Below are 21,763 nucleotides of genomic sequence, written 5' to 3' on the forward strand. Positions count from 1 at the left end.
ACCCCTCCGAAGGCTGTTGTACTGTTATGGCACACGAGATGAGCGGGGCGGAAACGAACCGAATACCTCGGGAAAACAGAACAAGGGGCTGTGGCGCAGCTGGTAGCGCACTTGACTGGCAGTCAAGGGGTCAGGGGTTCGAATCCCCTCAGCTCCACCCCTTTTACCAGGGCCGATGCGGTTGAGCATCGGCCCTGGTTTCGTATTGCCTGCCTAACTGCCTGTCTGACGCTTCGGATTCAAGCTCTGGAAGATGCTGTCCATGGCGGTTGCCCCCTCCACGATCACGGGCCGGATCTGCTTTCGATAGACCAGCTCGGTCACTCGCGTACCGCTGTGGCCAACGAGCCGGGCAATGTCCTCCACCGGGACTCCGGATGCCGACATCACGGAGACGAAGCTGTGCCGCATCTCCCGGGGCGTCCACTCCTTTGGAGTCAAGCCAGCCGCCTTGACGACCCTACGGAACGAGCGTCGGACGTTGTGCGAGTCAAGTTCGGTCCACACCGCTGATGGGAAGACCAGCCCCTGCGGGTCCCACTGTCGCCCCTGCTGCTTCGACAGCTGTCGCTGTCGCAGTCGGTGGAGGCGAAGAGCGACCACGCATCGCATCGGAAGCGCCAAGGTGCGGCGCGACTTCTTGGTCTTCGTGTCACCGCCCTCGCGAACGGAATGCCAGACCTCGATCGAGCGAGGGACGGGCGGGTTCGCCTTCGGGGCGCCATGTAGATCCACGTGATCCCAGGTCAACGGGCGGAGTTCTTCCTGACGTGCACCGATCAGCAGCGAAAGCACGATGTAAGCGTGCATGTTCGAACCTTCGGACGCCTTCAGAACCGCTTCGGCCTGCTCGATCGTGAGCGACTTCGAGGGCCGTCCCTCAAGGCCAACTGGGATCTCGCAAAGCTCCACGACGTTTCGCATGACCTTGTCGCGCGCCTGCGCATACCGCACCACCCGATTCAGGATCGAGTGCAGCAGTCGCAGCGTCCGCGTACTGAGCTGAGTTGCACGGCCGGCGAGCCACTTCTCGACGTCTTCGACGGATAGGTCGACTAGTTTTTTCCTACCCAGGAACGGAATGACGTGGTTGGCCACGTTGTGGCGGTAGTTCTGCACGGTCTTCGCCGAGCGGCCGCTCAATCCGAATGTGAGCCACCCTTCGGTGGCGTCCTCCACGGTGTAACCGTCAGGAGCGGGGCGTCCGCTGTCGCGGTCGCTGATCAGCTTCCGAAGCTTCTCCTTGGCCTCCGTCTTGGTGACTGCGCTCGCGCTTCGCGTCTTGCGTTTGCCCTTCGCATCGAAGCCGACAGTTACCCATGCGATCCAGCGCTGTCGTTGTGCGTTCCAGTGCAGGCCGCCTTCCCCTCGACTACGCCGCTTCGTCACTGCGGACCTCCTGTGCTTCCTTTTCGAGAAGTGCCACGTACTCGTCGAGCGCAGCTGCCGGGATGAGCCGGGACGCGCCTTGGGTGACCGAACGCAGTCGGCCCGCACGGAGCTGTTCGTAGATGGTCGAGCGGCCTATCGAGAGCAGGACCATCGCTTCCTTGATCGGGTAGAGCAGTCGTCGTGGGATCTCGTCTGGTGTGAAGTGCTCGGCGGTCATGCGGTCCCCCTTGGTGTTGGTGGTGGGCAGGGGCCATCGCGGCGCAGGGCGGGCGGCGGAGTTCCCTGAGGGTTGGGAGCTGTGGACCGGCTACGCGTGGTGACGGCCGTGGCGGTGCTGGGTGGTGGTCGGGTTGGGCTGGTTGGTCGGGAGTTTGTTGTCAGGCTCGGGAGTCGAGGTTTAAACCCGCAAACCCCGCAAAATGACGTGTGATCTGGGGTTTTGATTGCGGTGATTGTGGTTTGAGCTCCGGTTTCCAAACTCCGCAAACACCGCCAGATTGCGGGGTTTGCGGGGTTTGATGGTGGCCTTGCGGAGTTTGAACAAGTCCGAACACTGGGAGTGTTTTTGCTGGTCATGGCTGATCTTGCGGGGTTTGCGGGGTTTGCGGGGTTTTTTTGGGGGGTGCGGGTTTGTCGGGTTGACGTTCGACCCAGTAGGCGTGCACTTTGGTGTGTTTGTCCTTCACGCTGCGTAGTACGACATCGCCGCGCCATCGGCCGATCTGCCCGGTCAGGCGGTGTCCCAGTGACTTCGGACTGAGCAGCTTGCCGGTGGCGGTGGTGGGGAAGCTCCCAACCCAGGGGTCGGGGGTTCCGTATTCAGGTTCGGCGCTGGCGCGGAGTTCGTTGGCGGTCATGGGTTTGGTGCCGTGGAGCAGGTGCCAGCGGAGGAGGAACGCCTGCCATTCGGTGGCGTCGTCGTCGAGTTCGCGGGATTCTTCGGCGTTGGACAGGAAGCCGGGAATGCCGTGGTGTTCGAGGAATCCACCGAGCTGCTGCGCCCAGCGGGTGAACTGCCGCATCTGCGGAACGCTGGTGGAGGTCGGCGCGCCGGCGGCGGTCCAGTCCAGGATCAGGGTGAGGACGTGGCGGAGGACGGTGGCTTGGTTGGCGGGGTCAAGGATCCAGCTGTCGAGGTTGGGGATGGTGAACCCGCTGCGGGCTTCGGGCCGGGGACAGTCGGGGTCGAGGCGGACCCACACGGTGCGGCTGGCCATGTCCCCGCCAACGCGAAGGTTGTTCCCGGTGGCCAACCACAACCGGTCGTTGGGGAACGTCGATGCGGTGTTGGAACCGAGCTTGCGGTCGGTCCAGGTCCGCTCGGTCACCAGCCGCGCGAGCACGGCGGAGTTGACGACGGCGCCTTCTTCGAGGTTGTCGAACACGATCACGCCGACCTGATCGGCCAGCACAGTGGTGATGGACTTGCGGAGCTCTTCCTCAGAATCGGTCCAGGTCAGCACCCGCTGCCCGACCAGCAGTCCGACGCAGCCGGAGAGGATCGTTTTGCCGCTGCCGGGCATGGTCGCGTCGATCACCCCGAACGGGCTGAGCGCGCGGGTGAACGGCCGGATGATCGGCGTCACCAGCAGGCCGAGGTAGTTCGCTCGATCCGCGGGGGTACGCCATGGGAAGTCGTGCAGGAACCGGTCGAGCAGGAACTCCCGCGCCTGCTCCACCTGCGCCGCGGTGGGACGCTCCGGCACCGGGTCGAGGTGAGCCCGGCCGGCGAGCAGGAATCCGGTCGCCTCGTCGTAGCCGGGCTGCTGCAGCAGAGTGCCGTCCGGCCGCAGAACGGGTGTGGAGATGATCCGCCGCAGCACCGGCAGCTCAGGCCAGGACCGCCGCGAGAGCACCGCACCCAGCACCGACCCCGACGGGGACACCTCAACCTCGGTCGGGTTGCCCTCCTGGTCCATCTTGTTCTGCACGACATGGGCGTGCTCGGCCAGCAGGCTGGCCAGCAGCGGCGGCCGCAGCGCCGCCGCGGACAGGGGCAGGGCCACGTCGTCGTCACCCGCTGTCGGATCCCCGGCTCCGGAGACGGCTTCAACGACCACCGGCAGGCCGTCCTGGACGTAGGTGTCCGGCAACAGCCGGTTGCCCACTGCCGTGGTCAGCACGCGGATCGCGTCCGGGTTGGTCCCAACCCGCACCTTCGGCCGACCGTCGGCGCCGACCGGCCACAACGGGCGCGTGGTGCTGCTGTGCGCTTCGGTCATGCTGCGACCCCCTCGGGTGGCGCGAGGACGTCGAGCAGTGCGGCGCCGATGTGTTCGGTGTAGGCGGGCGGGATCGCTTCGGCGATTTCCTTGCGCACCGCGGTCCAGGTGATGTCCATGGCCTGCTGCCACTGGGCGACCGTGCCCTTGCCGCCGCCCTCGCCGTAGACGGCGAAGTACGGGCCCTCGAACCACTTCCCGTGACGCATGCCAGAGACTCGGCCGCGGTGTTGGGGGTGCGCGGGCTGCGGAATCGTCCAGCCGCCGAGCTCGAAGAACCGGTGGCGGAGCACGGCGAGGCCGAACATCTCGCCGCAGAGCATCAAGTCCTTGCGGATCGGGGCGCCCGCGACGTTCTCGATCACCCACGGCCGCCCGGTGCGGACGAGTGCATCCCGGGTCGCGGGAATCAGCTGCGGGTAGATGCGGCCCTTGTTGGTGCCGGCGGTCAGGGTGCATCCGGCCTGGCACGGCGGCGAAGCGTGGATGGCGTCGAATTCGTGGCCGTGGGCGGCGAGGAACTCGACGGCGTCGGCCTGGTGGAACTCGAACGGGTAATTCGGTTGGGGGTTGATGTCGACGCCGACGACCTCGAATCCGGCGCGGTGGTAGCCCATCCCGGCGCCGCCGGCGCAGCAGAACAAATCCAACAGACTGGGGCGGCTCATGCGGCACCTTCCAGGACGATTCGGCTGGTGGGGACGAGAACGGGCATGCCGCGGGGTGGTTGGGTGATGGCGATCAGCCGGTCTGCGGGCAGGACGGTGGTCAGTGCTTCGCGCTGGCCGTTTTTCGCGTCGTGCCAGTAGCGGATCCGATACGCCGGGCGGCCGTGAACGAGCTCGTGGTGGCGGCCCTCGACCTGTCCCGCCCACGGGAAACCCTTGTGTCCGCCGGAGGAGCGGCAGGCCCGGTGGCATGTGGGGCCGTAGAGCGGGTCTCGGTGAAAGGTCACCCAGTCGCCGCGCCGGGGTTCGGGGTAGTCGCTCATACCGCCACACCCCGCCCCGCTCGGGTCCCGAGGTAGCGGGGGCGATGGGCGGAGACCCGGAAACCGGAACTGATCGTGGCGTCGATGGCGGCCGGGGTCCACGGATCGTGTGGGCGGACATCAGACAGCCGGGACATGGCCTGGTGCAGAACAGCTCGAACCTGCGCGTCACTGACCGCCCCGCCGGCAACGAGCCGTCCAAGAGCCAGCGCGGCGCAGTAGAGAGCGTCGTTCTGCCGCCCTGGTTTAGCCGTTGCGACCCGCTCGGCCTCATCCCGCAGTGCCGCCGACACGTAGGCGGAGGGCTTCGCAGCGGCGATCTCTCGTGGCGCTGAGATCGCCGTTGACGGCTTGGAAGCCAGTGCCTGGACCAACCAGCCCGGGAGATCTGCGGGTTCGGTGTCGTCGTAGAGCTCGTAGGCGCCTTCCGGGGTGATCGATCCCGGTGCGACGACGTACCCGGTACGGGCGCGGGTGTCGATCAGCGGCCCCAGTTCCCCCTGCGTGCTCCGCAACTCGACGCCGGCGGGTGCCCGGAAGTACAGGTGTGTCCCACCGGAAGGGGTGGCCACGGTGTAGGTCGCCGGCACCACCGAGCCTTCCCGGCGAGCACGCGTGGCGAACACCTCCGCGCCCGACTGCCCCCCACCAATGCCCCGGCCGCCTTGAACGCCGACCAGCTTCGGCAGGTCGAGATCGACCACGACCAGGCCAGACGGCCAGGTCGCCAACCCGATGTTGTACGGGCGGGTCGACCAGCAGCGCCGGATCCGGTCCGGGTCACCACTCGCGCGCTGTTCAGGCTTGCGGTGCCCGTTCTCGCAGACGCCGGTACGAGGGCAGCTCCGGTGCCCGTGTAGCGCCGGGACCTTGCTGCCGGGGTTCAGGGGGAACACCTTCCAGCCCAGCTCTGCCAGACACAGCGCCCACTGGAGAAGCTGGTCGCGTGCGGACATGAGGATCACCTCCCAAGGAAGAGGGAGGCCCGCTCGAACCCGGAAGAACACCGAGCGGGCCATCCCGAAAACGGGCCAGGGCACGAAGGGCCTAGAACGGCGGTTCGTCGGAGAACCCGCCACCCGATCCCGCGGGCGGCGCGGAACCCCACGGCTCGGCCGAGCCCGCCGGCGCTGCGGGGGCGCCCCCGCTGCTGCGGGTGGCCTTGTTGACCGTGGCGGTGGCGAACTTCAGCGACACCGCAACTTCGGTGGCGTCGACTTCGAACGCGTACCGGGTCTGCCCGTCCTTCTCGTAGCTGCGCTGGCGCAGCACACCGGTCACCACGACGCGGGTGCCCTTGGTGACGGACTCGGCGACGTTTTCGGCGGCCTGGCGCCAGATCGAGCACCGCAGGAACGTCGCCCCAGCGTCGACCCACTCACCCTTCTCGCGGTCGTAGCGGCGGTCGTTGGCGGCGACGGTGAAGTTCACGACCCCGACACCGGAGGTGGTGAACCGCATCTCCGGGTCGGCGACCACGGTCCCGGCGATGGTGATCTCAGGCAGTCCAGCCATAACGGAACGTCCTTTCCTTACAGGGGTGGGGTTTCGGTCAGAGCACGCCGGACGCGGTGGCCCGGAACAAGAAGTTGCAGGTGGCGCACAGCAATCGGCGGGCGTCGAGCTGCCGCCAGTGCTGGTCTTCGGCGGCGGCGGCCAGGTCGTGACGGACGGAGGTCTGTTCTGGAACCTCGTACTCGTCGTTGAGCAGGACGCTGTCGCAGCCGCGGCGGGCGCAGTGCAGCTCCCAGAGCGGATCGGTCAGGCGGCTGATCGTGATTTCCTTGCGCACTCCGGCGAGCAGGCCGAGTTCGCGGCCGAGCTCGATCGCGAGGCGTTCGGCCGAGTCGTAGCCAGGGCAGTAGTAGCTCTCGATCCACTCGCCGTCGGTGTCGGTGATGTCGACCAGCCACGGCGGCGGAACCTGCCGCCAGCTCGTCGTGTGCAGCAGCACCGGACGGTCCTCGCTGATCGCGGCCTCCACCTGGCGGCGGGTCTCGCATTGCACTTCGCGGCCGAACGGATCGGCCCACAGCAGCTCGGCGGGCCGGGTCCAGTTGACAAAGCTGCGGGCCAGCAGCTCGGCGGCCTCACGAGCGTGGCCCAGGCCGGCGCCCGGGCAGCCGAGCACCAGGACACCCGAGTAGGCGTGCCGGACGCTCCACTCACCGGTGAAGCGCCACTGCCCGGTGCGGAAGTCGGACTTGATGTGTGGGGCCACGACCAGCCCGGGGACCGGGGTGGACTCGGCGATGCCGGGCACCGAGCGCGGTGCGCGGCGCGAGCCGAAGGCGTACTCGATCAGGGTCGGCAGCGGCCGCTCGGGAACGGGTGTGGCGGTGGGTGCGTGCATCGTGGTTCTCCTTTCGTGGTGGTGTCAGGCCGCGTGGCCGCTGGCGGCGCGCAGCTGCGCGAGGGTGATCTCGAGCGGCTCGTCTGGGAGGACGTGAATGCGGCGAGTGGCGAGTGCGATCTGCGCGTCTGTGTCGAGGAGGTTCCACAGCGTGATGCCGTGGTTGTCCTCGGTGGCGGTGCTGATCGCGGCGAACGTGTTGGAACTCGACCTGGCGCGGGTCGCGGTGACGGTGGTGTCCAGGTGTTCGGCCCAGTCCGCCAGCGAAGCAAGTGCGGCGTTCGAGCTGCCGAGCTGGATCTTGATCTGCGTCTCCGCCGGGAGTAGGAAGCGCTCGGGGCCGTAGACGAACACCCCTGAGATTTCGGGCAGGTCGTCGAGCGGTTGAGCCGAGAGCCAGTTGGCCAGCACGGCGGTGATCTCGGGGAGACTCTTCAGCGTGGTCATGCCATCTCCATTTCGTGACTGTCTGTGACTGTTGTTGGGTGTGTTGGGTCGGGCCGTGAGCGGCCTGAGGCGCGGCACGGCGGCTGTTTTCGCGTGGTGGGTGGGGTGGTGGATTCAGGGATGCGGGGTGGATCGCCACCCCGGCGGCCACCCGGTGGATCCACCACTGTTGACCAGTCGTGATGTGTCGTGGGTGGATGGGTGAATGCGCTCGGGAAACGTCGTGATCAGGGCTCTGCGGGCGGGTTTTCGGTGCCGCCGTCGTCCCCACCCACCCCGCGTTGGGCGCGGGCGGCGTGGACGTCGTTCGCGCGGATCCGCCAGTAGCCCCGCCGCTGTTTCGACTCCACTCCGTAATCGTCGTCGAGGAGGTCGCGGAGCTTGGTGCCGGTGAGCTTCTGGTAGGGCCGGTAGGTGTTTCCGGCCAGTTCGCGGAGCCGGACGACCATGTCGGTGTCGCGGACGTCGTCGTCGTCACCGAGCACTGCGGCCGCGTCGTCGAGCAGGTCCCGCTGTTCGGGCGTGTTCTGGCGGTGCTGGATGCCGGTGCGGAACTGCTTGGCACGTTCGGCGATGTCGTAGGCCTGCTCGGTGGAGATGAAGTGGGTGCGCACCGTGGTGTGGGTGGCGCCGCCGGGCAGGTCCATCGACTCGCCCGGGGCGAGCACGACCACGCCCCGGTCCTTGCCGACACGCAGGGCGTGCGGGGCGGCACCGGTGTCGACCGGGGCTTCGCCCAGGGCCATCTTGGCGATGGACTCGGTGCCCACCGGCAGGCTGGCGCGGATCATCGCGCCCTCTCGCACCACCACCGGCAGGTTGGCGTTGGTGGGGTTCTGGGCGAACTCCCAGAAGTGGATGTTGACCGCGCGGGCCTGGTCGTGGAGGGCCTGAGCAGCGCGGACGGCCCGGGACTTCTTGCCGGTGCCGCCGATATCGCCGCCGTCGGGGTGCACGGTGGTGCAGGTGAACAGCTTCTGAATCTCGTCCACGATCAGAATCAGCGGCTCGAAGCCGCTGCCCGGCTGGGAGGACTCACGGTCGACGTCGCCCTTGCGACCCATCGCCCGCCACTTCTCGTAGCGGCGTTCCATCTCCCCGACGCCCCATTCGAGCATGTCGCCGGTGGCGATGAAGTTCTCGGCGCCGGCGCCCTCGATGAGTTCTTCGGCCAGGTCGGCGAACATCGACCAGTCGCCGAAGCCCTTGAGGTCGGCGATGCGGAACCGCACCGACGGGTCCAGCGCCGCCCACAACGCCAGGGCACGGGCGGCGGCGGTCTTGCCCTGTTTGGACAGACCCGCCAGCAGGAAGTGTTGCTGCAGCAGGTTCAGCAGCACCGCATCGCCCTTGAGCGAGACACCCCAGGGCATCAGGTCGCGGTAGATGTCGACCGGGCCGAAGTCCTCGTCCAGCAGTGGCGAGGGCGGCACCGGCTGGTCCAGGGCACCAGAATGCGCGACCCACAGCGTGAACTCCCGCTCGCTGGAGGCGTCCCGTTCGATGTGGACTTCGTGCTGGCCACGGTCGAGGTTCCCGGCGAGCTTGTCGCGGCGGTCATTGACATCCGCCCACGTCACCGCCCCGTGCGGCAACGTGACCTCCACCTGCACCCCAGGCCCGTAGCGGGTGACCGGCCCCAGCATCGCCGCACGCTGCGACTCGTCCGCGTTGTCGATCCATTTCCGCAGCTCCGCGATGCCGAGGTTGCGCAGCGCCATGACCACCGCGTGCGGGGTGATGTTGACCAGCTCCGAACGCGGCACCGGTGGCGCCAGCGCCGCGGGAACCGCCTGGTCACGCCGCCGCCGGTTGTAGCCCTTGACCAGCACGCCCAGCAGCAGCGCGACACCGGCCCACGGCAGCCACGACGCCGCCCACGCTACCCACTCGAACCCGGTGGCCAGGGCCTCGAACAGCCCGGTCCATACGGTGGCGAAGTCCAGTCCGCCGGGCTGGATCTGGGCGATGATCGCCACGACCAGCGTGATCGCGGTGATCACCGACAGTGTCATGGCGAGGAACTTCGGGGCCTGCAGCAGCAGGTGCCCGAAGACGTTGATGCGCTCGATGACCAGCTTGCGGGACTCGTTGCGCTGCGCCGAGAGCTGCGCGACCACCCCGTGCTCCCCGGCGGCCCGGGCGGCGTCGATCCGGGCATCGATATCCCGGCCGGTCCACCGGCTGTAGCTGGCAGAGAAGGTGTCCCACGCCCCGCCACCGAGGTAGTACAGGTGGCGGCCGGTGAACTTCACCGCCTGCGTCCCGGTCGGCAGCGCCCCTCGCGCGGTCTTCCGGGGCTTCCCTGCCAGCGCCGGCGGCGCCTTGGGGCGTTCGGTCAGGCCGGTCGACGGCGTGCTGGGCTGCTCGGAGACCTCGTCCGGGTCGATGCGTTCGGCGACCGCGCGCACGACCTCGCCATCGGTCTGGTCGGTGGTGTCGCGGTGAGGGAATCGGATCACCTCACCCATGTGTTCGGGCATCATGTCGCTCACCTCTCGGCGGTGTCGCCAGGCGGAAAAAGGGATGGGTCGGCCCCGCCCCATCGCTCGTGTGCGGCGGGGCCGAAGTGCGTTTCAGGGGTGGTTAGGCGGCCGACGCGGTCACGTCGCGCCATTCGGCGAGGAAGTCGTTGGCGTTGCCCCAGCGGGTGCCGAGCTTCTTCGCCACCGTGTTCACCGAGTCGTTCTCGGGGTCGATCTCGCCGCGCTCGACCTTCGCGAAGAACGTCTCTCGCGCTTCCTGCTTGGTGCGCTTCTCTGGCTCTCGGACGGTGCGCCGAGACGCGGTCTCGGACGGGTTCTCGGCGACGTTCTCGCCCGGCGTCTCCGGGTTCTTCCCATGCAGGTCAGAGACGATGGAGAACCCTCGCTTCTCGCCGGCGCGGGAAGTCTCGGCGGACCACTCCCGGAGGGCCTGGCGGATGTCGGTCACCAGGCGGGGAACCAGGTAGGCGGAGAAGCCCAGCCCGGCCGGAACCACGAGCCACACCAGGTCGCCGGTCCAGTGATCCTTGGGCAGCCAGTGCGGCACCACGTTGAGCACGATCGCCATTGCCGTGAGGCCGACTTCCATGCCCACGTAGCGGTTGGTGCGCAACGCCGCGCCGACGCCCCGGGAGAAGTCCGGCTTGGGCAGCGCGCCGAGCATCTGCGCCAGCAGGATCACCACCAGCGGCAGCGTGAACAGCGGCTCGACCGCCCAGTTCACCAACCGCGTCTCGGGGTTGATCCGCTGCAACTCGTTGAACACGTTCACTGCCCCGGCCGCCAAGGCGAAAGCCGCAGGCACCATCGCGAGGACGGGCAGCCACTTCTCTGCCCACGCCAGCCGGACCAGCAGGCTCGTCGGGTCGGTCGCCCGCGCCTGGCGGCGCTGGGCCTGCCGGACGTCGTTGTCGTGCTGCCGCTCGTCGTCGGCGACCTGGGCGTCGTGGTCGATCTGCGCGTAGGCCTGGTCGATCTCGTGCCGGTGCCTCGCGTCGTCCAGCGCCCGCCCGTCGCTGCGCTGCCGGGCGCCTTGGGCGATCACCTCGGCGATCTCGTCGTGGCTGGGTGCCTCGGCCAGCTCGGCGACGTCGTAGCGCCGCATCGCCCGCGACCGCGTCACAGCGGTCTGCACTGCCGCCGGGTCTGGCCGGTACGAGCGCACCACCCGGCCTTTGCGGTCCCGCACCGTCGGCCACAGCGCGGCGTCGTCGATCTCGGCCGCGACCGGCGGGATGCCGTGCGGGTCGGTCTCCAACGTGTCCTGGCTGGTCCACCGGTAGGGCTGCATGTCGGCCTCCGGGTGTTCGTCGTTGGTGAGGTAGGCGTCGACGACGTCCCCACCGGGCTGTCGCGTCGTCATCACGCCACCCCCAGCGGCCGCGGCCGACGCGGAGCCGGAACAACCTGCCCGGCGGCATCAGCCACGGCGATCGTGAGGTAGGCCAGCGCTACCAGCGGGAACACCGCGCACAGCACCGCGGTGCGCACCGCACCCGACACCACCGCCGCCACCACCAGGCCCACCGCCGGCACCACCGCAGTGAACAACCCGAAGAAGACGAACCGGACCCCGAGCACCAGCAACCCCAACGTGATCAGCAATGCCTCCACCACGGTCTTCACAGCGCACCTCCTCGCAGCGATCCGTTCTCGGCCAGCCAGGCGGCCAGCACCTCGATGCGGCCCCACTCCGCGACCACCAGCCGCCGCGCCTGCTGGCTGGCCTGACGCTTGGACAGGTCGATTCCCTTGCCGACCTTCCGGAACTCGACGTCGTCGCCGTGCGAAACGGTCTTGCCGCGGTGCCCGGAGAGGGAGCGCCAGTGCCTCTCGGCCTCGGGGCCGGCCATGCACGCCACCAGGAAGCCGGGCAGCAGCTCGTCCGGCAGCCACGACTCGGCGATGTCGGTCTGGCCCCGGACGGCACCGGTGAACCAGGTCTTCCAGATCCGGACCCGGCGGACCTTCAGTCCCGCGTGCTGGTGGGCGACGGCGTGCCCGATCTCGTGCACCGCCGTAGCGGCCCATTCCGGCTCGAACGCATCGAGCCTTGGCGTTGCCTTTAGCATCGAAAGTCCTCCTGATCGGTTCGCTGATCGGGATCGGGACCCGGCCCAGCAGGCGTTCTTGGCGGGACAGCTGCTGGGCCGGGGCGGATCTACTTGGCGCCGCTGTCGATCCGGGGGGCCGTGGCGTTCGGGGTCGCGGCGCGGAACGCCGCGATGAAGGTGCGGCGAACCTCCGCCGCCCAGGACTGGGAGATCGTCGACGTGGTGCGACCGATGTTGTTCGTGGTCACGCCATCCGACGGGGTGTCGTGCATCGCCCGCACCGGGAAGTCGCCGAGCGGGCCGGTCTTCAGCACGCTCAAGGCGTTCCACACCTGCGCAGCGCGCACCCGGACCGCCCGACGCTGCGGCCAGCCGCTGATCACCCCCAGGTGCTTCCGGGCGTCAGCGCCACGCTCGGCGACGACCCGCAGGTGCTCCGTTTTCTCGTCGTAGGTCGCCAACTTCGGCTCGTTCACGACCGCGGTCGTCCTCTCACTCATGACGGGTTCTCCTTTCGATTCAGGCGGCCGTAGCGGCCGTGTTCTCGCAGGTCCAACAGGTTCGGGTGGTGCGGGGCAGGTAGTACCCGGCGTCGCGTCCACATCGGATGCAGCGGCGGCGGGCGGTCATCGCGGCCTGCCACGCGTGGCGCTGCCCTGCACTCGGAATTCGCTTCGGCTTGGCCAGATCCACCCGGTACAGCCCGGCCCACGCCTTGCCCCGGCGCCACACGATCTGCGCTACGACGTCCTGCCCGCCCGGGCACAGCCCTGCGGCGCGCAGCTGCCGGCGGGTTGCGAGGCCGGACGGAGCGAACCGGAATGGGAAGGTCGGCAAGCCGTCTTGAATCCAGCCGAACTCCCGGCGTCCGTCGGGCAGCTCCACCAGCTCCAGCTTCCGGCTGCTCATCGCAGGTCCCCGGTGGTGTCGAGACGCTGGTGGGTTCCGGCAGGCAGGACATCGCGGGTGATGTCGCGGTGGTGAACGGCGGCGTTGATCCCGGCATCCCTGAGGGCGCTGACGATGCCGTCGGCGATGGCGACGCTGCGGTGGCGGCCGCCGACGCAGCCGACCGCGATTACCACCTGGCGGGTGTCAGCGGATGCGTTGAGCAGGTCCCGCGCCTGCTGGGCGGTGTTCTCGACCAGCCGCAGGACGCCGGGGGTGTTGAGCACGTGCTTGCGGACCGGTTCGTGCTGGCCGGTCAGCTGCCGCATTTGCGGGTTGTGGTGCGGGTTGCGGAAGTGCCGACGCACGTCGAGCGTGACGTCAGCACGACCGGGGGCCGGGGCGTGGCCGTAGCCGAAGCTGGTGACCACCACACAGACAGGGGAGTTCATGACGGTCTTCCTCCACTGTGGTCAGAACTGGGCGGCGTACTGCACGGTCAGGAGGCGGGCGCGGTCGTGGGCAAGGTCTTCTTGGCGTCGGTGAGGATCTGGTCGTGGTCGAACGCCAAGTTCGTCGCCTCATGCAGCGGGATCCACTTGGCCGCACGAGCGTCGTCGCCTGCTTCGGGCTGCGGCATGACCGGCAGCACCGCCGAGAACGCCTCGCTGATCACCGGCCCGCGTGGGTCCCGGCCGGGCTTGTCGTAGCGGCCGACCAGGGCCAGGGCCGCAACCTGGATTCCGGTTTCCTCTCGCAGTTCCCGATATGCCGCCTCGATCGCGGTTTCGCCGCTGTCGACGAATCCGCCGGGCAGCGCCCACGCGCCCGGGAACGCGTCGGAATCCCAACTGCGCTGCACCAGCAGCACATGGGGCACACCGTCTGCGACGGCGAAGAGCACGATGTCGGCGGTGTCCGGCACGTTCAGCGAACGGTTCGAGTCCATGGTGACGTCCTCCACTGTGGTCAGAGCACCCCGGCGTGCTGCTGGGTGGTGTCGATGGCGGTGTTGACCAGGCCCTGCAGCTTCTCCAGGTCGGCCTTGGCCTGCTGGTAGATCCCGGAAGCCTGCTGAACCGTCTCGGCGTCGGTGGTGACCTGGGCCAGCTGGGCGATGATGTCGTCGATGTCCAACCCGGCCTGCTGCAACGCGCCCCGGACGAAGTCGGCCTTCTCGTTGGCGATGTTCAGCGCGTTCCGGGCCTGCTCAGCAAGCGTCGACATTACGGAACCTCCAGAGATCGGTGCGGTGTTGGTGGTCGGCGCTGACGGTCGCGCCGGGGGTTGAGCGGTAGACGGTGCGGAGCTGCGGCGGCGCCGGTCGTCCACTTCCCCGATCACGGCCCGCATGACCAACGGGGTGAGGTCCCCGTCGAAGTAGGTCAATTCCTCGGCGACCGCGTTGATGTAGGGCGCGTAGTCCGACCAGTTCTCTTCGGCGCGCTGCACACCGAGATCGACCGTGGCGCCACCAGCGCCCCGCCCGAGCACGACGCCGATGTCGGCGCGCGACTCGGACGAGACCGAGACCAGGTGCGTCTCGTCATCCAATCCGTTCTCGGCCAACCACTTCCGGTCGGAAACCCAGCCGGCCATCGAGACCTCGGCGAGAGCCTCGATGTTCAGCTCGCCGGTGAACTTCCAGTCCACGCTCCCGAGCTCAACGGGGTCTTCGCGGGTGTCACCGACGTAGATCCGAGTGACGTCCATCCCCAGCAAGTGAGCAACGGCGGCGTGAGCGGCCTCGTGGCGGATCACCTTCGCCCGGAACTGCTCGGGAGTAAGCTGGCCGGTTTTCTGCAACGAGGACGACGGAATGATCCCCTCGGGGTAACGGGCGGCCGTCCGCATTGCCGTCTCCATGCACGCCTGGCAGTCGTTGTCCGGCGGGAAAAGCTGGTCAGGCTTCCATCCGCGGGTGAGGATGCGGTGCTTGCAGTCCTCGCAGAGGCACTCGGCGGCCGGTCGCAGGATGCCCATCGTCAGAGCACTCCGGCGTACTGCTGGGTGGTGTCGACAGCGGAGTTGATGAGGCTCTGCAGCTGTTCGAGGTCGGCCTTGGCCTGCTGGTAGATCCCGGAAGCCTGCTGAACGGTCTCGGCGTCGGTGGTGACCTGGGCCAGCTGAGCGATGATGTCGTCGATGTCCAACCCGGCCTGCTGCAACGCACCCTGGACGTAGGTGGCCTTCTCGTTGGCCAGGGACAGCGCGGTACGGGCCTGCTCGGCGAGTGTGGACATAGCGGTACCTCCAGAAATCGGTGCGATCGAGCTGGGATTGCTGGGCTTGCTAGGCCCCTGCGCCGGTCGTGGGTCCGGGACGGTGCGGCGGTCGACGGCGTCGACGACGCTGCGGAATTCGTCGGCGTCCACACGGCCGTGGGTGATCAGTCGCTGCGCAACGGCCGTGATGTGGGGCCAGCGCTTCTCGATGCGGGCATCCACGGTGCGGTTCGCGTCCCTCATCACGGCGCGCATGTCGAGGCGCCCGTCGACTGCGTCTTCGAGGTTCACCACGTCCCCGAAGCCGCCGTAGGCGACGTCCATGCGGTTGGCGTGGGTGTCCCACCCGCGGTCGGCCAGCCACCGCAGGTTGGCCCGCATGCCGGCGACCAGATAGGTGGCGTAATCGGCGGTGTTGACGGTGACGCCCTTCATCTCCCAGCGCGTCAACCCGCCCGCGGTCAACGAGATCCCGCCAGCGGTGGACTCCTGCGTGCCCACCGCGAGATCCCGGAGAAGGAACCCGGCATCGGTGCCAACGATGGCGTGCGCCGCCTCATGCACCGCGGCGTACTCGCGCTGGTCCTCTTCGGACAACCACTTCAGCGGCTGCTCGACAACCAGGCCTGCCGAGCCGTGCTTCTCGACGATCGTCCGCGCCCGGTACGAACACGCGCCACAGCGCCGGAAGTCACCGCGTTTCAGATCGTCGAACCGCCGCCCCCACCCGTCATTCAGGATCTGGAAGGTGCACACGTCGCAGAGCACGTCCGCGTACCGCACCAGCATCTTCTCGGGAGCCATCACGCCGCCACCCGCTCGGCCGCCCGCGACACCTCGTCCGCATTGCCCTGCACCACGACCAGCTGCCGACGGCGGAGGATCTGCCGACGCTCGTCCTCGGTCGTGCCGCCCCAGATGCCACGCTCACCGGAACGAATTGCGTTCTCGCGGCAGGCGGCGGCAATCGGGCACCGCCCGCAGATCGCCTTGGCCGCCTTGACCAGGTCCCGGCGACCCGGCTCCGGAAAGAACGTTTCCGGGTCGGTTTCCGCGCACTCCGGATGCCCACCGAAATCCTCGCCGGTGAGGCGGGTCAGCAGCCGGTACAGCCCGTCACCACGCTCGATCCGCTCCTGGGCGCTCATGCCGCAGCCCCCTCGCTCGCACCGCGGACCTTCAGCTGCCGCGAGGTGTCGGCCTTCCGAGCCCGCCGCATCGAACGCTCCAACTCGGCCCAGCTCGGGGCCGGGCCGATGATCACGCCGCGGCCGTGGGCGTCCAGCGCCTCCTCCAGGGCCAGGCTCAACAGCTCCATGTCGGACATCTCCGACTCCGGGACCGTGGTGTTGCGGATCATCTCGACTCCCTTCGTGATGTCTTGCGACATCGTTGATGTTTTAAGACATTAGGGTCAACACGAGGGTCTGTCAACCCCATGTCTTAAGACGAAGTCGCGGTACTCTGATCACGTGGTTGCGAACGAAGTCCAAGGGGACAAACGCCCAGCTAGCCGACGTGTTGCAGACGCGCTACTTGAACTGATCGACTCCGGATTGCTTGCTCCAGGCGAGCCGTTGCCGCCGTATCGGCAGATTGCGAAGGATCACGATGTCGCAGTCAACACCGCGATGCACGCCGTCCGGTTGTTGCGCGACTCCGGCGTTGTGACGATCCGGCAGCATGCTGGCGCGAAGGTCAGCGACCGGACCGATGACGTTGACATTGCCGAGGAGCTCGGACGTGCACGCGCCGAGGTCAGCGAGTTGCGCGGAAAGGTCGAGCAGGTCAACGCCAAGTTGGTGGATCTTGAAGAGCGGCTCGGTTCGATCGCCGATCAAGTCGGCAAGGCCGAACGGTAGGACAGCTGGTGGCCGCCACGGAGTCGCCGAGTGGGCACGGAAGTGCCCACTCGGCGTCAACCGAGCACACCCTGAAGGAACGCAGCGGCGCCCTCGGCCGCGGCGCCAAAGCCCGCCGCGATCCCCTTCACAAGCACCGCAGCCTCGGCCGGCTGCTTCACCACCATGGTGAGCACCGCCAAGACCAGCACCACGCCGACCAGCTTTGCCAGCACACCGCCGCCCGCCTTCGGCATCATCGGAAACTGGGTCTTCGCCATCGATAGCTCCTTTGGTTCGTGCGGAAACTGCCGTGGTGATCCGCCAGAACCATCCGGCGTCGGCTGTTTTCGCTGTCATGTCTCAAGAATCGACGGAGTTTGCGATGATGAGTAGATGAGTCGGAGGTGAGTCGTTGGTGAGTCACTCAGACTCACCAGCGACCTACCAGCGGAAACGAAGCGGGAGAGGATCTTCGGTGGATGACTCCGAGGCGACGCCACTGAAGCGCGCTCGACTTGCGGCAGGAATGTCGCAGGGAGAGGTCCGTGCTCGTCTTCGCGAGCTTCGGCGAAAGCGCGGAGCCATGCCGCCGAAGGATTCGAGCCTCAAGAGGATGTACACCGAGTGGGAGCAGGGACGCGTTGATCCCACCGAGTGGCGAGGTGAGCTCTGCGAGGTATTTCAACTCCCACCAGCCGCTCTTGGCTTTGTCGAAGTTGTCCTGCCGCCGCCGATCGAGCTGCCGGCGACTCTCGATGTGCTTCGACTCGACCCGACACTCGTCGCAATGCTCGACGAGCAGACCGACCATTACCGGCTGATGGATCGGAGAGTTGGCGCGGCCATCATTCCGCAGACCGTTGCCCACGTCGATCACATGCAACAGGTGCTTCGAAACGCGCTGCCCGGCAAGCACTTCGCAGCGGCCGCTGTCGCTCTTGCGGAAGGTGCCGCGCTCGCAGGTTGGCAGGCGTTGGATGCCGGCGACATCACGAAGGCGTGGAACCTGCACGACATCGCAAAGTCGGCAGCGAGACAGGGAGAGGACCCTGCCGCACTCGCGCACGTCACGGCTCAGCAGGCATATGCGCTTCTCGATGCGGGCCGGGCATCTGACGCCGTGGAGCTGATCCAGTACGCGCACACGCCACAAACCGCGAAGCGAGTTCCGCCACGGCTTCGCGCCTGGCTTGCTGCCGCTGAAGCTGAATTTCTCGCGGCCGCAGGCCAGGCGGACCAGGCGCGCCGGATGCTCGATCAAGCGGCCTTGGTGCTGCCAGCAGGGGACACGGACCCTGATCTGCCGTATCTGATGCTCAACCAAACGCACTTGGCGCGGTGGCGCGGCCACTGCCTCGCCCGACTTGGTGCAAGCGAGGCAGTGGACGAGCTGACGTCTGCGCTCGAAGGGGACCAGGCGTTGTCATCGACGCGCGCGGAATCAAGCCTGCGAGTAGATCTCGCGCTTGCCCTAAGAAGCCGCGGTGACATCGCTGATTCGAAGGAACACGCTCGGAGAGCTGCTGAGATCGCGGGGCGGACCGGGTCAGCTCGACAGCGTGCCCGCATTGCTGACCTGTTGGCAAACTAGTCAGATCCCTGGCCGAGAGCGAGGAAGTGGAGCAGGCCAACCAGAGTTCCGGAATTCTGGATCTTTCCCTCGCGGATCAACGTGGGGATTCGATCTAGGGGCACCCATTCGAACCTGCCCTCGTTGACCTCGGTCGGGTCTCCGACCAGCTCAGCGCCGCGGCCAAGGAACACGTGATGCGGGTTACGCAACATGCCGACAGCGGGCTCGAACGTAATCATGGGTTCAAGCGATCGTGGCCGGTACCCGGTCTCCTCGATCAGCTCCCGTTCTGCGGTCTGCTTCGGGTCCTCGCCAGCATCGATAATCCCGCCAGGCAGCTCCCAATTCCACAGGTCGGGCGCAAACCGGTGCCGCCATGCCATCAGCACGTTGGTGCCCGAGTCGTCGATCAGCACGGTCATGGCTGGAGGCGGAAACCACACGGTGTGGTGTTCAAACCGCTCGCCAGACGGCTGCGAGATGTCGGCGAGGCCGACGCGCACCCACTCGCTGTCGTAAACGGTGCGCTCGCCATGGACGATCCACTTGGACTCTTCGCTGGGCACAGGTGGTCAGCCTTTCTGAGCGGGAACATTGGGAGATCGTTTAGTATCCGACGATGCTCAGCGGAGCAGCAACGTCGCAGTCAAGGGTGAACTCGGTCGTGTTCCAGGCGTCGCCGATCATGCGGACGCGCAGCTCGGTCGGTGGGTTTTTCGTCCCGTCGGGTCGTCTGCTCAGCTGGTCATAGACGGCGCTGGGCAGGACGCTCATCGCCATCGAGGTGTGCGGGTTCTTCTTGACGATGGTCGCCTCGACGCGGAGGCCTTGGCGCAGGCGCATCACGGCGCGGTCCGCCAGCAAAACAGCCCCCAGTTGGGGCACGCTCGTGTCGTAGCGAGGGTCGGAGCCGGCGGCGAGCCAGTCGTCGGCCTGGTCCACGTTCCAGTCATTTGCGACGACGAGCCGGATATCCGCGACGCTGTAAAGCCGCCGGTGGCGCTGTGCGCGGAACGCCGAGGCGTAAGCGGGCGGTTCGTAGTCGGCGTTGGCAACCAGCAGGCCGGTTTCTGACCAGAGCGCGGAAGTCGTGGCCGCGGTGCCGACACGCTGCACAACCGAGACCTCGCTGTCGGCCTCTGCCATGGTGCGGAACACGCTGTCGTGTGCCAGCCCCTCGATCGTCAGGAGGAACCAAGGCCACGGCCAATCTGGCCGCTCGGCTTGCTCGACCACCGAGCGTGGCAGCTCGTCCGGGACCGGGTCCTTAGCGATCAGACGTACAGCCACGCCGTTGACCAGAAGCCGCACCTCGGCCGGCGTCCACGCATCGCCCTGCTCAACAGCCATCCCGGTGTGGTCCCGACCAGCAGCGATCAGCGTGTCGGCGACCTTGGTCGCCAGCGGCCCGCCCCGCCACATCAGTACGATCTCGGCGTCGTAGCTGGGGTGCCTGACGAGGTACTCAAGGGGCACCCCGCCTAGCGGGGCGCCGAGTTGTTGCAGACATGCCGCGAGGCGACCCATTACCGCATCGAGATCGTCGTTCATCGAAGCAGTCTCCCATCGCTGGGATCCGTGGAGCAGGGTTGGACAAAGCAGCTTGGTCAACGAGACCGCTACGACCGCACAGGCCGTGTACGGCGTGCTCAGCCCTCGGAGGGCGCCGGATTTCGCGGCCTCAGAACGCCGTAGCGGCGACGGAAAGGCCAGTCCATCCTTCTGCTCGGCTGGAACCGGATGAGCACAACTCAACGGCGAGCGTGGGATTGCGATCATGGGACGATGGACAACTTCTTCCGGCGGCATCCGATGGCGACGTGGCCGGCCCCGCAGCGCCTGCACATCTACGCAACTCCCGTTGACCAACGGCTCAGGGCGACCGTCGAGCGGTATCAGGACGCGCTCCGGCCGCTCGCCGCAGAGCACGGGCTGGGCCTGCTGCCGCCGGAATGGCAGCACCTCACCGTGCAGAGTCTCGGGCTGACACGATCCGAGGTATCGGCCAGCGAGCATGCAGAGCTCGCGGAGAAGCTGAGCAAAGCCGTGTCCCAAGTCGATCCGATTTCGCTGGTGATCGGGCCACCACAGGTGTCCCGGCATGCCATCGAGCTGTGGGTGCATCCGGCGGCGGATGAACCGTGGTCGGCGCTGGTTGGAGCGGTGAGGCGCGAAGCGGCCGATGTGCTGGGCGCCGACACGCTGCCACCGCTGGGCGCAAACGGCAGGCCGCACACCGCCATCGCCTATGGGATCGGCCGCGGTGACTCTGGGGTGCTGACAAGCGCGCTCCAGCAGGTCCGTACCGAACCTGTCGCCATCGAGGTCCGGCAGGTCCGGCTGGTGGCAGTGACTCAACATCCGTCGAAGGGCTGGTTCACCTGGGATTCCATCGCCGATCTGCCCCTCGCTGCGGGTTAGTAGACGCCCGGCTCGCGCGGGTCGCGCAGGGGCGGCAGGTCTGGTTGATCGAGCCAGCCCCGTCGGACCCGCCACTTGCGGAGCAGGTGCATGAGCGGGCCGGCCTGCGTGGGATCGGCCACCGACCTGCAGTACAAGCTCAGCGCATCCCGAGCCTGCTGCCGGATCGAAAACCAGCGGGAACCGAAGGCGTCCTGCTGCACCAGTTCGTCAAGGTCGGCTGCGACGTCGGCCGGCACGGTGCCACACTCCTCTCGAGGCCTGGTCACGACGTCGTGCAGATCGACGTGGAAGCCGGCAGGAGGCCGACATGCGGCGGCCTTCCGTGCGAGATCGTCATCGTCCAGCAGATCGCGGGCTCGGGCGGCTTGTGGATTCGTGGTGACGTTGAACCAGTCTCCTGATGCGTCGGCCGGGCGGTGCCGCAATGCCTCCACCAGGGCCAACGCGATCAGCGTGACGAACGTGGGCGAGACGCTGACCCCGATCGGCTGGTCCGGCTCGGTACTCAAGCTGCGTGTGTGCAGGTCGTAGTTGAGCGCGATGCCCAACGCGAAATCGGCCGCGGCCGTCAGCGGAGGGCCGCCGGTGATGCTGTCGAGCTGTGCCCACCAACGTGACTCTTCGTCGGACGGGTCGTCGACCATCAAGTCGATGATGTCGTCGGTCAAATCCTCGGTGAAATCCGAGTCGTCACCCATGCGATCACCCTAAGCAAGATCCGAGAGCTGCGTTCAACGTTGCGGTGAGCCCGTGCCTGCCAGTATCCCAGCTGGCGATCACTCGAACGGCAGTTCTAAATTTTGGTTGTTGGCTCGGAGGGGGAGTCTGCGGCCAGCCACGCGAGCCTGTCGCCACACCCGAAGC

The 21,763-nt window shown here is 67.5% G+C and carries 28 protein-coding genes and 1 tRNA gene; 4 read left to right on the forward strand and 25 right to left on the reverse strand.

The window, feature by feature from the left end:
* The first annotated feature begins 84 nt into the window (after positions 1-84).
* Positions 85-157, forward strand: a tRNA-Ala gene (locus AB0I53_RS11885).
* 56 nt (positions 158-213) lie between these two features.
* Here AB0I53_RS11885 and AB0I53_RS11890 read toward each other — a convergent pair.
* The 21 genes from AB0I53_RS11890 to AB0I53_RS11990 form a co-directional block, all read right to left on the reverse strand.
* Positions 214-1,389: a site-specific integrase gene (locus AB0I53_RS11890; RefSeq protein WP_358600365.1), complete on the reverse strand. Its 1,176-nt coding sequence runs from the start codon at positions 1,387-1,389 to the stop codon at positions 214-216.
* Entirely contained in the window at positions 1,373-1,609 is a 237-nt protein-coding gene (locus tag AB0I53_RS11895) for a helix-turn-helix domain-containing protein (RefSeq protein ID WP_358600368.1), read from the reverse strand. Before AB0I53_RS11895 ends, AB0I53_RS11890 begins: the two co-directional genes overlap by 17 nt.
* 355 nt (positions 1,610-1,964) lie before the next feature.
* Positions 1,965-3,614 (reverse strand): hypothetical protein, encoded by a 1,650-nt coding sequence (locus tag AB0I53_RS11900; protein WP_358600371.1) that lies wholly within the window; start codon positions 3,612-3,614, stop codon positions 1,965-1,967.
* The gene (locus AB0I53_RS11905; RefSeq protein WP_358600374.1) at positions 3,611-4,282 is read right to left on the reverse strand and encodes a DNA methylase; all 672 of its coding nucleotides are present in this window, start codon (positions 4,280-4,282) and stop codon (positions 3,611-3,613) included. The genes AB0I53_RS11900 and AB0I53_RS11905 overlap by 4 nt, the downstream gene beginning before the upstream one ends.
* Positions 4,279-4,605: a hypothetical protein gene (locus AB0I53_RS11910; RefSeq protein WP_358600377.1), complete on the reverse strand. Its 327-nt coding sequence runs from the start codon at positions 4,603-4,605 to the stop codon at positions 4,279-4,281. The genes AB0I53_RS11905 and AB0I53_RS11910 overlap by 4 nt, the downstream gene beginning before the upstream one ends.
* Positions 4,602-5,561, reverse strand: a complete 960-nt coding sequence (locus AB0I53_RS11915; RefSeq protein ID WP_358600380.1) for a bifunctional DNA primase/polymerase — start codon at positions 5,559-5,561, stop codon at positions 4,602-4,604. Before AB0I53_RS11915 ends, AB0I53_RS11910 begins: the two co-directional genes overlap by 4 nt.
* A gap of 91 nt (positions 5,562-5,652) precedes the next feature.
* Entirely contained in the window at positions 5,653-6,120 is a 468-nt protein-coding gene (ssb, locus tag AB0I53_RS11920; protein ID WP_358600383.1) for a single-stranded DNA-binding protein, read from the reverse strand.
* 37 nt (positions 6,121-6,157) lie between these two features.
* Complete coding sequence (locus tag AB0I53_RS11925; RefSeq protein ID WP_358600386.1) at positions 6,158-6,958, reverse strand: hypothetical protein; 801 nt, start codon at positions 6,956-6,958, stop codon at positions 6,158-6,160.
* A 24-nt stretch (positions 6,959-6,982) separates the two neighbouring features.
* Complete coding sequence (locus AB0I53_RS11930; protein ID WP_358600389.1) at positions 6,983-7,405, reverse strand: hypothetical protein; 423 nt, start codon at positions 7,403-7,405, stop codon at positions 6,983-6,985.
* A 227-nt stretch (positions 7,406-7,632) separates the two neighbouring features.
* Positions 7,633-9,891, reverse strand: coding sequence for an FtsK/SpoIIIE domain-containing protein (locus AB0I53_RS11935; RefSeq protein ID WP_358600392.1), 2,259 nt, complete (start codon positions 9,889-9,891; stop codon positions 7,633-7,635).
* 100 nt (positions 9,892-9,991) lie between these two features.
* Positions 9,992-11,254 (reverse strand): hypothetical protein, encoded by a 1,263-nt coding sequence (locus tag AB0I53_RS11940; RefSeq protein WP_358600395.1) that lies wholly within the window; start codon positions 11,252-11,254, stop codon positions 9,992-9,994.
* On the reverse strand, positions 11,254-11,517 hold the full coding sequence (locus AB0I53_RS11945) for a hypothetical protein (protein WP_358600398.1): 264 nt from the start codon (positions 11,515-11,517) through the stop codon (positions 11,254-11,256). The genes AB0I53_RS11940 and AB0I53_RS11945 overlap by 1 nt, the downstream gene beginning before the upstream one ends.
* Positions 11,514-11,963 carry a hypothetical protein gene (locus tag AB0I53_RS11950; RefSeq protein ID WP_358600401.1) on the reverse strand — a complete coding sequence of 150 codons (450 nt, stop codon included), beginning with the start codon at positions 11,961-11,963 and terminating at the stop codon, positions 11,514-11,516. Before AB0I53_RS11950 ends, AB0I53_RS11945 begins: the two co-directional genes overlap by 4 nt.
* Before the next feature lie 89 nt (positions 11,964-12,052).
* The gene (locus AB0I53_RS11955; RefSeq protein ID WP_358600404.1) at positions 12,053-12,445 is read right to left on the reverse strand and encodes a hypothetical protein; all 393 of its coding nucleotides are present in this window, start codon (positions 12,443-12,445) and stop codon (positions 12,053-12,055) included.
* 19 nt (positions 12,446-12,464) lie between these two features.
* Positions 12,465-12,854, reverse strand: a complete 390-nt coding sequence (locus AB0I53_RS11960) for an RRQRL motif-containing zinc-binding protein (protein WP_358600407.1) — start codon at positions 12,852-12,854, stop codon at positions 12,465-12,467.
* Positions 12,851-13,285, reverse strand: a complete 435-nt coding sequence (locus AB0I53_RS11965; protein ID WP_358600410.1) for an RNase adapter RapZ — start codon at positions 13,283-13,285, stop codon at positions 12,851-12,853. The genes AB0I53_RS11960 and AB0I53_RS11965 overlap by 4 nt, the downstream gene beginning before the upstream one ends.
* 47 nt (positions 13,286-13,332) lie before the next feature.
* Positions 13,333-13,782 (reverse strand): NUDIX hydrolase, encoded by a 450-nt coding sequence (locus AB0I53_RS11970; protein ID WP_358600413.1) that lies wholly within the window; start codon positions 13,780-13,782, stop codon positions 13,333-13,335.
* 20 nt (positions 13,783-13,802) lie between these two features.
* The gene (locus tag AB0I53_RS11975; protein WP_358600415.1) at positions 13,803-14,816 is read right to left on the reverse strand and encodes a hypothetical protein; all 1,014 of its coding nucleotides are present in this window, start codon (positions 14,814-14,816) and stop codon (positions 13,803-13,805) included.
* Between the two features lie 2 nt (positions 14,817-14,818).
* Entirely contained in the window at positions 14,819-15,862 is a 1,044-nt protein-coding gene (locus AB0I53_RS11980; protein ID WP_358600418.1) for a hypothetical protein, read from the reverse strand.
* Complete coding sequence (locus AB0I53_RS11985) at positions 15,862-16,206, reverse strand: WhiB family transcriptional regulator (RefSeq protein WP_358600421.1); 345 nt, start codon at positions 16,204-16,206, stop codon at positions 15,862-15,864. The genes AB0I53_RS11980 and AB0I53_RS11985 overlap by 1 nt, the downstream gene beginning before the upstream one ends.
* Positions 16,203-16,448 carry a hypothetical protein gene (locus tag AB0I53_RS11990; protein ID WP_358600424.1) on the reverse strand — a complete coding sequence of 82 codons (246 nt, stop codon included), beginning with the start codon at positions 16,446-16,448 and terminating at the stop codon, positions 16,203-16,205. The genes AB0I53_RS11985 and AB0I53_RS11990 overlap by 4 nt, the downstream gene beginning before the upstream one ends.
* An 82-nt stretch (positions 16,449-16,530) precedes the next feature.
* On the opposite strand from AB0I53_RS11990, the gene AB0I53_RS11995 reads away from it, so the two are divergent.
* A complete protein-coding gene (locus tag AB0I53_RS11995; protein ID WP_358600427.1) occupies positions 16,531-16,920 on the forward strand; it encodes a GntR family transcriptional regulator in 390 nt (129 codons plus the stop codon).
* 56 nt (positions 16,921-16,976) lie between these two features.
* On the opposite strand, the gene AB0I53_RS12000 is transcribed toward AB0I53_RS11995, so the two are convergent.
* Positions 16,977-17,180 (reverse strand): hypothetical protein, encoded by a 204-nt coding sequence (locus tag AB0I53_RS12000; protein WP_358600430.1) that lies wholly within the window; start codon positions 17,178-17,180, stop codon positions 16,977-16,979.
* A 197-nt stretch (positions 17,181-17,377) separates the two neighbouring features.
* Here AB0I53_RS12000 and AB0I53_RS12005 point away from each other — a divergent pair, with 197 nt between their 5' ends.
* The gene (locus AB0I53_RS12005) at positions 17,378-18,493 is read left to right on the forward strand and encodes a hypothetical protein (protein WP_358600433.1); all 1,116 of its coding nucleotides are present in this window, start codon (positions 17,378-17,380) and stop codon (positions 18,491-18,493) included.
* Here the strand turns inward: AB0I53_RS12005 and AB0I53_RS12010 are convergent.
* Positions 18,490-19,041 (reverse strand): NUDIX hydrolase, encoded by a 552-nt coding sequence (locus tag AB0I53_RS12010; RefSeq protein ID WP_358600436.1) that lies wholly within the window; start codon positions 19,039-19,041, stop codon positions 18,490-18,492. The two genes, AB0I53_RS12005 and AB0I53_RS12010, sit on opposite strands and share 4 nt — an antisense overlap.
* 40 nt (positions 19,042-19,081) lie before the next feature.
* Positions 19,082-20,026: a hypothetical protein gene (locus AB0I53_RS12015; protein ID WP_358600439.1), complete on the reverse strand. Its 945-nt coding sequence runs from the start codon at positions 20,024-20,026 to the stop codon at positions 19,082-19,084.
* Between the two features lie 234 nt (positions 20,027-20,260).
* Between AB0I53_RS12015 and AB0I53_RS12020 the strand changes: the two genes are divergently transcribed.
* Positions 20,261-20,896: a 2'-5' RNA ligase family protein gene (locus tag AB0I53_RS12020; RefSeq protein WP_358600441.1), complete on the forward strand. Its 636-nt coding sequence runs from the start codon at positions 20,261-20,263 to the stop codon at positions 20,894-20,896.
* Here the strand turns inward: AB0I53_RS12020 and AB0I53_RS12025 are convergent.
* Positions 20,893-21,597 (reverse strand): hypothetical protein, encoded by a 705-nt coding sequence (locus AB0I53_RS12025; RefSeq protein ID WP_358600444.1) that lies wholly within the window; start codon positions 21,595-21,597, stop codon positions 20,893-20,895. The genes AB0I53_RS12020 and AB0I53_RS12025 overlap by 4 nt on opposite strands.
* Between the last annotated feature and the right edge of the window lie 166 nt (positions 21,598-21,763).

This window comes from Saccharopolyspora sp. NPDC050389 (genome assembly GCF_040655595.1).
In the GTDB taxonomy this organism is placed as follows: Bacteria; Actinomycetota; Actinomycetes; order Mycobacteriales; family Pseudonocardiaceae; genus Saccharopolyspora.